Annotated in this window: 7 protein-coding genes and 1 pseudogene; 3 read left to right on the top strand and 5 right to left on the bottom strand. The window is 61.2% G+C overall.

From position 1 onward, the window contains the following. Window positions 1-1,440, bottom strand: a 1,440-nt coding sequence (locus ACIQ39_RS17210; RefSeq protein ID WP_396435823.1) for a Re/Si-specific NAD(P)(+) transhydrogenase subunit alpha, incomplete at its 3' end; no start/stop codon positions are given. A gap of 240 nt (window positions 1,441-1,680) precedes the next feature. Between ACIQ39_RS17210 and ACIQ39_RS17205 the strand changes: the two genes are divergently transcribed. Next, a complete protein-coding gene (locus tag ACIQ39_RS17205; protein WP_396435822.1) occupies window positions 1,681-2,175 on the top strand; it encodes an NUDIX hydrolase in 495 nt (164 codons plus the stop codon). A 190-nt stretch (window positions 2,176-2,365) separates the two neighbouring features. On the opposite strand, the gene ACIQ39_RS17200 is transcribed toward ACIQ39_RS17205, so the two are convergent. After that, window positions 2,366-3,094: a lytic transglycosylase domain-containing protein gene (locus tag ACIQ39_RS17200; RefSeq protein WP_396435821.1), complete on the bottom strand. Its 729-nt coding sequence runs from the start codon at window positions 3,092-3,094 to the stop codon at window positions 2,366-2,368. On the opposite strand from ACIQ39_RS17200, the gene mnmA reads away from it, so the two are divergent. Continuing rightward, window positions 3,000-4,307 carry a tRNA 2-thiouridine(34) synthase MnmA gene (gene mnmA, locus ACIQ39_RS17195; protein ID WP_396435820.1) on the top strand — a complete coding sequence of 436 codons (1,308 nt, stop codon included), beginning with the start codon at window positions 3,000-3,002 and terminating at the stop codon, window positions 4,305-4,307. The two genes, ACIQ39_RS17200 and mnmA, sit on opposite strands and share 95 nt — an antisense overlap. Before the next feature lie 62 nt (window positions 4,308-4,369). Here the strand turns inward: mnmA and ACIQ39_RS17190 are convergent, their stop codons facing one another. From ACIQ39_RS17190 to ACIQ39_RS17180, 3 genes are all read right to left on the bottom strand, one after another. Further along, window positions 4,370-5,704, bottom strand: coding sequence for a DUF3422 family protein (locus tag ACIQ39_RS17190; RefSeq protein WP_396435819.1), 1,335 nt, complete (start codon window positions 5,702-5,704; stop codon window positions 4,370-4,372). Between the two features lie 236 nt (window positions 5,705-5,940). Further along, entirely contained in the window at window positions 5,941-6,438 is a 498-nt protein-coding gene (gene ssb, locus ACIQ39_RS17185; protein ID WP_396435818.1) for a single-stranded DNA-binding protein, read from the bottom strand. Between the two features lie 89 nt (window positions 6,439-6,527). After that, window positions 6,528-7,715, bottom strand: a complete 1,188-nt coding sequence (locus tag ACIQ39_RS17180; RefSeq protein WP_396435817.1) for an MFS transporter — start codon at window positions 7,713-7,715, stop codon at window positions 6,528-6,530. A 159-nt stretch (window positions 7,716-7,874) separates the two neighbouring features. Here ACIQ39_RS17180 and ACIQ39_RS17175 point away from each other — a divergent pair. Then, window positions 7,875-8,695: pseudogene (locus tag ACIQ39_RS17175) on the top strand (excinuclease ABC subunit UvrA); the annotation flags it as partial.

Here is an 8,695-nt window from a genome sequence, read left to right as displayed (position 1 = left end):
GATGGAGCTGATCGCGTTGGTCACGCTCATGAGCGGCGTGTGCAGCGCGGGCTTGACGTTCCACACCACCATGTAGCCCACAAAACAGGCCAACACAAAGACCGTGAAGTGCGACAAGAACTCGGCCGGCGCATAGGCACCGACCACCGCAAACAACACCGCTGTGATTGCCGCCACGGTCAGCAACTTGCCTGCGGGCATGGGGCCCGAAGCTTCACCATGGCCGTGGCCTTTTTTGGCAGCAGGGGCCGCCGTCGGCTTGGGCGCAGGCTTGGGCGCCACCACCAGCGGCGGCGCAGGCCAGGTGATCTCACCGTTTTTGATGACGGTCAGACCCCGGATCGCATCGTCTTCCATGTTGACGTGGATCACGCCGTCCTTGGTTTTGCACAGCTCTTCCGTCAAGCGGAACAAGTTGGTGCCGTACAGCGTGGACGACTGGCGCGCCATGCGCGAGGCCAAATCGGTGTAGCCCACAATGGTCACGCCGTGCCGCACCACCGCTTGGCCAGGCACGGTCAACTCGCAGTTGCCGCCTTGCTCGGCCGCCATGTCCACGATCACGCTGCCCGGCTTCATGCTTTGCACCATCTCGGCGGTGATCAGCTTGGGCGCGGGTTTGCCGGGGATCAGCGCGGTGGTGATGATGATGTCGCACTCTTTGGCTTGGCTGGCGTACATCTCGCGCTGCGCAGCCTGAAAGCCCTCGCTCATGACCTTGGCGTAACCGCCGCCGCCCGAGCCTTCTTCTTCGTAATTGACTTTGACGAACTCACCGCCCAGCGAGACCACTTGGTCGGCCACTTCGGCGCGGGTGTCGTTGGCGCGCACGATGGCGCCCAGGCTGGCGGCCGCGCCAATCGCGGCGAGCCCTGCCACACCGGCCCCCGCAATGAACACTTTGGCCGGGGGCACTTTGCCCGCCGCCGTGATCTGGCCGTTGAAAAAGCGCCCGAAGGCATTGGCCGACTCGACCACGGCGCGGTAACCGCTGACCCCGGCCATGGAGGTCAGCGCGTCCATCTTCTGGGCACGGCTGAGCGTGCGCGGCAGCGCGTCAATCGACAAGGCCGTGACCTTTTGGGCCGCCAGCAGTTGCATCAATTCGGGGTTTTGCGCGGGCCACAAAAAGCCAATCAGGGTCTGGCCCGGGTGCATCATGGCCACTTCGTCTGGCGTGGGGGCGCGCACCTTGAAGACAATGTCTGCGCCGCGCCACAGCGCAGCGGCATTGGGGGCGATGCTGGCGCCCGCTGCCACGAAAGCCGCGTCAGACAGGTCGGCCAGATCGCCCGCGCCTTGCTCGACGACCACGGCAAAGCCCAGTTTGACCAATTTGATCACCGCATCGGGCACTGTAGCCACCCGTTTCTCGCCGGGGAAAATCTCTTTGGGCACGCCGATGCGCTGGGGCGTGGCGGCCTGATCGCCTGCTTGCATGTCTGTCTCCTCGCTCAATCCACAAAAAAAGTACGGCCAATCTCAAAGCTTAACCGAAGTCAGACCTCACCAAGCTGGCAGCGGCCTTGATCCGGCGTGTGACAAGCCAATCCGTACATCATAAATGGCTGATATTTGGTCGACTTCGTCTGGACTTGACTTGGCCAGGCTGAGCCATCAGCCACCGGCGGCGCCCTGCCTTGACAGCCTTTGCCTCGCAGGACAGGGATAATTCACCCCATGGACACACGCTGGAAACCCAATGTCACTGTGGCCGCCATCATTGAAAAAGAAGGCCGCTATTTGCTGATTGAAGAACACACACAAGACGGCTTGCGCCTGAACAACCCGGCCGGTCACCTGGACCCGGGCGAGTCGCCTGCACAGGCTTGCACTCGCGAGACTTTAGAAGAAACGGCCCACCCCTTCACGCCCACCGCCTTGGTGGGCGTTTATTTGTCACGTTTTCAACGGCCTGCCACGGGTGAAGACATCACCTACCTGCGCCTGGCTTTTTGCGGTGTCATCGGCGATGCGCTGCACCCCATGCGCCTAGACGAGGGCATTGTGCGCACGCTGTGGATGACTCCCGAAGAAGTGCGCGCCAGCGCCCACAGGCACCGCAGCCCCTTGGTTTTGCGCTGCATGGAAGACCACTTGGCTGGCCAGCGCTTCCCACTCTCGGTGGTCTACACCGACCCAGCGGTTGCCCAATTGCCGCCTTTGCAGCCATGAACGCAGACAGGCTACTTGCCGCGCTTTGAGTGCTGAGCGGCGCTGCGGCTTGCGATGGCAGACTCAATGGGTGTGCAGGCAGGTCTTGGGCACCGGTCGGGTCATGACGGGCGTGTTTTTTGCGTGTCAAAGAGGCGGGTTAAAAGCCCCCCAGTTTTGCTCATTGGGCCAAAGTACAAGTCGCCAGGGCTCATTTGAAAGGCACTTTTTCGCCCGCTGCCACTTGGTCCATCAGGTCTTGCTCGGCCAAGACTTTGGCCACATAAGCACCGCCTGCGGTCAAGGCGTAGCCACCCAAATAAAACTTGAGCCCATCTTCCAAAGACCCCCTCCGCAGCGCAACGGCTTCCGCCAGCACTGCGGTCCCAACGCGCAAATTGGTGATCGGATCAAAGGCCGCCAAGGGCCCCCCGTAAGGCACATAACGCTGGGCATGGATTCCCGGCATCACTTGCATCAGACCTTGCGCGCCCGCATGGCTTTGCACGAAAGGGTGAAAGTTGGACTCAATGGCCATGACGGCCAAAATAAAGTGCGGTTCGAGCTTGGTTTTTTTGGACAACAGATGCGCCTCGGCCACCAAGGCAGCCAAAGGCTCTGGGGCAATTTTGTATCTGCGACCCAACCAAACCGCCACCGCAGCCTGCTGCGCAGTCAGGTCTTTGAGATCAACCGCCGTGGCCCGCTCTGCAGCGTTTTCAGGCAACCAAGACAGCAGCACTTCACGCTCTCGCAACCACTGGAACACGGCCCCCTCGGCTTGCTGCAACCAATGGGGATGCCACCACAAAGCCAACACCAAGGCGGCCGTTGTCAGCCCCACCATGGCCAAGCCGCTGTGGGTAACGATGAACAAGCCCCGCGCGCTGTCGTGCAGGAATGTTCGAATGGGGGTGCACCATGTGCAATGCAGGGGCATAAGTTGGAACCAATGTGTGATTATAAATTTTCACCGCTGCGCCAAAGGGTCTGCGCTTGCGCAGGATAATCTGCGCATGTCTCATCTCTCACGTGTGGTCGTTGGCTTGTCTGGCGGCGTGGATTCAGCCGTAACCGCTCACCTGCTCAAACAAGAGGGCCATGAGGTGATCGGCATCTTCATGAAAAACTGGGAAGACGACGACGACAGCGAGCACTGCTCATCCAACGCGGACTTTGTGGATGCCGCTGCAGTGGCCGATGTGTTGGGCATCGAGATCGAGCATGTGAATTTCGCAGCCGATTACAAAGACCGGGTATTTTCAGAATTTTTGCGCGAATACCAGGCCGGGCGCACGCCCAACCCGGACATCTTGTGCAATGCCGAAATCAAATTCAAATCTTTTTTGGACCACGCCATGCAGGTGGGGGCCGACAAAATCGCCACGGGTCACTATGCCCGCGTGCGGCACCAGGCCGCCAACGGCCAAGTGGAATTGCTCAAGGGCCTCGACCCGGCCAAGGACCAAAGCTATTTTTTGCACCGCCTGAACCAAGCTCAGCTTTGCAAGACCTTGTTTCCCGTGGGCCATCTGCACAAAACCGAGGTCCGACGCATCGCCGAAGAAATCGGCCTGCCCAACGCCAAGAAGAAAGACTCGACTGGCATCTGCTTTATCGGTGAGCGGCCGTTTCGAGCATTTTTAAACCGCTACATCTCCAAAGAGCCCGGCCCCATCAAAGACCCTTTGGGCCGCACCATCGGCCAACATGTGGGCCTGAGCTTCTACACCTTGGGCCAGCGCCAAGGCTTGGGCATCGGCGGCATCAAAGCCAAAGGGGTCCAAAGAGGCGGCGGCCAACACACAGCTTGGTTTGTCGCCCGCAAAGACATTCCCAACAACACCCTGTGGGTGGTTCAAGGCCACGACCATGCTTGGCTGCTCTCGACGCAACTGCAGGCCAGCGACGTGAGTTGGTGCGCAGGCCAGCCCCCTACATCCGGGTCTTTGGCGGCCAAAACACGTTACCGGCAAAACGATGCGGCGTGCACCTACCAAGCTTTGGACAGACTCGGTGAAGCGCCCTGCTTTGGCCTTGTCTTCAGCCAAGCCCAGTGGGCGGTGACTCCCGGCCAAAGCGCCGTGCTGTACGACGGCGAGGTGTGCTTAGGCGGCGGCGTGATCCATGCGGCCAGCGCCTGTCCTGGCTGAACCTGGCCCCCCTCAACGGTGAAATAGGGCTGCCCAGCTCGCCCCCAAGGGCAGCACGGGTTTCAAACGTCCTTGCGGTTCAATTTGGCATGGATTTTTTGCCGACTGCGCCAGACACTCCACAGCACCAAAGGCAGCATCAGGGCCACAGCCATTTCCGGATGGATAGGCACGCCGTAGGCCTTGAGGCCCTTGAGGGCGTAAAACAACAAACTGACCACGTAGTAAGAAATCGCAGCCATCGACAGGCCCTCTACCGTGACCTGCAAACGCAGCTGCAACTCTTGGCCACGTGTGAGTTTTTCAAGCAAGAGCTGGTTTTGCGCCTCGGTGGCAATGTCCACCCGCGTGCGCAACAAGGCACTGGTGCGCGAAACACGCTCGGCCAAAGAGGCCAGGCGCTTCTCGGTGGCCTGCACCGTGGCCATGGCGGGCGACAAACGCCGTTGCATGAATTCGCCCAAAGTTTGAGTGCCCGAAATCGGCCGCTCGCGCAACTCGACCAAGCGCTGACTCACCAAACTGTCATAGGCTCGGGTGGCTGAAAAACGAAAGCCATGTTCGGCGGTGGCCCGCTCAATGCGAGCGGCCAAAGCCACCAACAAATCGAGCAAGGCCTGATCGGTCTCGCCCTTGCGCTCCAGCAAACCCGTGATGTCGGCCAATTGCGCTTCCGCTGAAGACAACATGGCAGACAGATTTTTGGCTACTGGCAGGCCGCGCAAGGCCATCAGGCGATAGGTCTCCAACTCCAAGAGTCGCTGTGAAATGCGCCCAACCCGTGCCTCGGTCGTGTTCTCTGGGGCCACCACCAGCATGCGCTCAAACCCATCGTCTCCGATGCGAAAGTGCGTCAGGATGCAGGAATGCGGCAGTCCCTCGGTGGTGTTACCCATCCGCGAGGCCAGCACCGTGCCCTCGCCCAACCACGCCTGCGCTGTGGGGATCAAGTCGGCCAAGTCCATCTCGGCTGGCAGCATGCCCAAATGGATCGCCGCCATGGTCTGCCCGGGCAAGCTGCGCAACCACTCGGTGCCGGTGGCCACATGCTGGGCCAACTCGGGCAACTCGGCCCCCCACTGCGCGTGGGCGGGCAAGGCCTGAACAATGGAGTAGCGGGTGAACTCGGCGTGACGCTCCCACTTGACGGTGAAGTGGTCACAGCGCAGGCGCAAAAAATTGCCCTGCAAAAGCGCCAGTTGCAAATCGGCATGACCGGGCAACTGCCGCAAGTGGGCCCACTCTTGCTCGCGCGAAATGCCATGGTTGAGCACCGCTACGTAAACAATCAAGGCAGGCAAGCGCACGCGGGCGGGCGGGCGGGCATGCACCTCGTTGTGCAACTCGCGTCGTTGTTCGTCTTCTTGCGGCAAAAATCGGGAGGTGATTTCGTTCATGGGACTATTTTGACCGAGCTTGCAGCCACTCGCCATGGCCGCCAAGAGAAATCTCCACCAGCAGCCCGAATCCCATCAACGCCAACCTCCTCGCCACCCTCCTCGCCCCCTCAACGTACCCCCATGGCCCGGGCGGCTCTGGCACCCGCCATATGCCCGGCCCAATGGCCACGGCTCTCAACATCCCGTGGGCTTGACCACGGGTTGGGGGACGGACGTCGATGGCGCGCTGCTCTTCAGAACGGGATGTCGTCGTCCATGTCGTCAAAGTTGCTGGCGGCTGGCTTGGCGGCGGCCGCGGGGCGGCTGGCCGGTGCAGCTGCAGGACGGGCCGGCGCGGCTTGGCGCGGGGCATAACCAGCACCGCTGCCGCCATCTTCAGCCGGGCCGCCCATGCCTTGGCGACTGCCCAGCATCTGCATGCTGTCGGCGCGGATGTCGGTGGCGTATTTTTCGACGCCGTTTTTGTCGGTGTATTTGCGGGTGCGCAGGCTGCCCTCGACATACACCTGACTGCCTTTGCGCAGGTACTGGCCCGCGATTTCAGCCAACTTGGCAAAAAAGCTGATGCTGTGCCACTCGGTGGCCTCTTTCATCTCGCCCGACTGCTTGTCTTTGTAGCGGTCGGTGGTGGCCACGCGGATGCTGGTGACTGCATCGCCTGAGGGCAGGTAGCGGGTTTCGGGGTCGGCACCCAGGTTGCCGACGATGATGACTTTGTTGACGGATGCCATGAAAAACTCCTCGGTTGTGCCTGAATTATGAGGCCAATCCGGCCCTCAGCAGGCCACGCCAAAGCCCATGCCAGCGCTGCAGGTCTGCCTCAAGCCAGCCGACCGACCGGCACAGCGCGACCCGGGGTTTGCATCGACCACGCCACCCACAGCCACACCAGCAATGCCAGGCTGCAGCTTAAAAAAAGCACAGGACTGCCCCAGGACTTGACCAACCAGCCGCCCATCAGCCCACCCGCAAAAAAGCCCAAAGACTGCAGCGTGTTGTAAACCCCCAAAGCCATGCCCCGCATGGCGGGCGGAGCGATGCGCGAGGCCATGCTCGGTTGCGTTGCCTCCAATGCATTGAAGCCACAAAAGAACAGCAGCAACAACACCGCCATCTCGCTCAAATGGGTGCTGCCCACCGACTGCCAGAACAAGCCCAGCTGGACCACCGCGATCAGGGCAATCGAGCACAAAAATACTTTTTTCAGCTGTCCGCGCCGTTCCATGGCAAACACCAGGCCCAAAAACAAATACGACACCAGCACCACCGGCAGGTACACCTGCCAATGCTGCGCTGTCTGCAAGCCCGCCTGCACCAGCAAGCCCGGCACCGACACCCACATGGCCAGCTGTACCGCGTGCAACACAAAAACGCCCACATTCAGGCGCATCAAGTCGGCGTGCTGCAGCACATCGCGCAAGTGCCCACGCCCCTGCCCGGTCAAGGGCTCGGGCGCAGGCGGCACGCCCCAAACCACCACCCCCACACCCCCCAGGGCCAGCACGCCCGTCAGCCCAAACAAGCCTGCCAAACCGATCCAAGCTGTCAGCAAGGGCGCGACCACCAAAGACAACGCGAACATCAGGCCGATGCTGCCGCCCACCAAAGCCATGGCCTTGGTGCGCACCTCGTCGCGCGTCAAGTCGGCCAACAAAGCCGTGACCGCGGCCGACACCGCCCCCGCACCTTGCAAGCTGCGTCCCAGCAACAAACTGGTCAGGTCGGTGGCCGCCGCCGCCCAAAAGCTGCCCAAGGCAAAAATCAGCAAACCCAGCACAATGACCCGCTTGCGGCCAAAGCGGTCAGAGGCCATGCCAAAAGGCAACTGCAGCGCGCCCTGTGTCAGACCATAAATACCCATGGCCAAGCCCAGCCACACCGGGTCATCGCCGCCGGGGTAGCGGCGTGCCTCCATGGCAAACACTGGCAAGACCAAAAACAGGCCCAACATGCGCAGCGCAAAAATGCTGGCCAATGAGGCGCTGGCGCGGCGCTCGGTGGCGCTCATGTCCAAAGGGGCTGAAAAATGGGGATGCAAGGTGCCGACCAAACAAAGCTGCCGTCAAGCGGCGAAACAAAGGCGTCATTGTCCCCGATCAAGTTGCTTAAGTGCCAAAAACAGCGCCGGAGGGGATAATCGAAGGTTTTGCTGATTTGGCCGCCCACTGTGAAACTTGTTGACTCTCCTGCCTTGCCCGAAGAACCTGACCGAGCGCTGTATTTGGCCTCGGCCTTGCGGCAAACCCACATCAGCGTGCGCGGTGCGCGCACCCACAACCTGAAAAACATCGACCTGGACATCCCGCGCAACCAGTTGGTGGTGATCACCGGCTTGTCGGGTTCGGGCAAGTCCAGCCTGGCCTTTGACACGCTGTACGCCGAAGGCCAACGCCGCTACGTGGAAAGCCTGTCGGCTTATGCGCGGCAGTTTTTGCAGCTGATGGACAAGCCCGATGTGGACCTGATCGAGGGCCTGTCGCCTGCGATTTCCATCGAACAAAAAGCCACCAGCCACAACCCGCGCTCCACCGTGGGCACCGTGACCGAGATCCACGACTACCTGCGCCTGCTCTATGCCCGCGCAGGCACGCCCTACTGCCCAGAGCACAACCTGGCGCTGCAAGCGCAAACCGTGAGCCAGATGGTGGACGCCGTGCTGGCCCTGCCCCAAGACACCAAGCTGATGATCCTGGCGCCGATTGCGCGTGAGAAAAAAGGCGAGTTTGAAAAGGTGTTTGAGCAGATGCAGGCCCTGGGCTATGTGCGCTTTCGCATCAATGGCCAGACGGTGGAAGTGGAAGACCTGCCCACGCTGAAAAAAACCGAGAAGCACAACATCGACGTGGTGGTGGACCGCATCAAGGTTCGCTCTGAAGAAGATGCCAAAGCGCGCGACGCCCTGCGCCAGCGCTTGGCCGAGAGCTTTGAGGCCGCGCTGCACCTGGCCGAACACCGCGCTGTGGCCCTTGAGATGGACACCGGCAAAGA

The sequence above is a fragment of the Limnohabitans sp. genome (genome assembly GCF_044361645.1).
Taxonomy (GTDB): Bacteria; Pseudomonadota; Gammaproteobacteria; order Burkholderiales; family Burkholderiaceae_C; genus Limnohabitans_A.
The sequence above is the reverse complement of the archived record's forward strand: the minus strand, read 5'-3'. Positions and strand labels throughout refer to the sequence as shown.

Bases quoted from the DNA above. Each gene is read 5' to 3' on its own strand.
- ACIQ39_RS17205 (WP_396435822.1), top strand. From the start codon at position 1,681: ATGGACACACGCTGGAAACCCAATGTCACTGTGGCCGCCATCATTGAA.
- mnmA (WP_396435820.1), top strand. From the start codon at position 3,000: ATGGCCAAGCCGCTGTGGGTAACGATGAACAAGCCCCGCGCGCTGTCG.
- ACIQ39_RS17200 (WP_396435821.1), bottom strand. From the start codon at position 3,094: ATGCCCCTGCATTGCACATGGTGCACCCCCATTCGAACATTCCTGCAC.
- ACIQ39_RS17190 (WP_396435819.1), bottom strand. From the start codon at position 5,704: ATGAACGAAATCACCTCCCGATTTTTGCCGCAAGAAGACGAACAACGA.
- ssb (WP_396435818.1), bottom strand. From the start codon at position 6,438: ATGGCATCCGTCAACAAAGTCATCATCGTCGGCAACCTGGGTGCCGAC.
- ACIQ39_RS17180 (WP_396435817.1), bottom strand. From the start codon at position 7,715: ATGAGCGCCACCGAGCGCCGCGCCAGCGCCTCATTGGCCAGCATTTTT.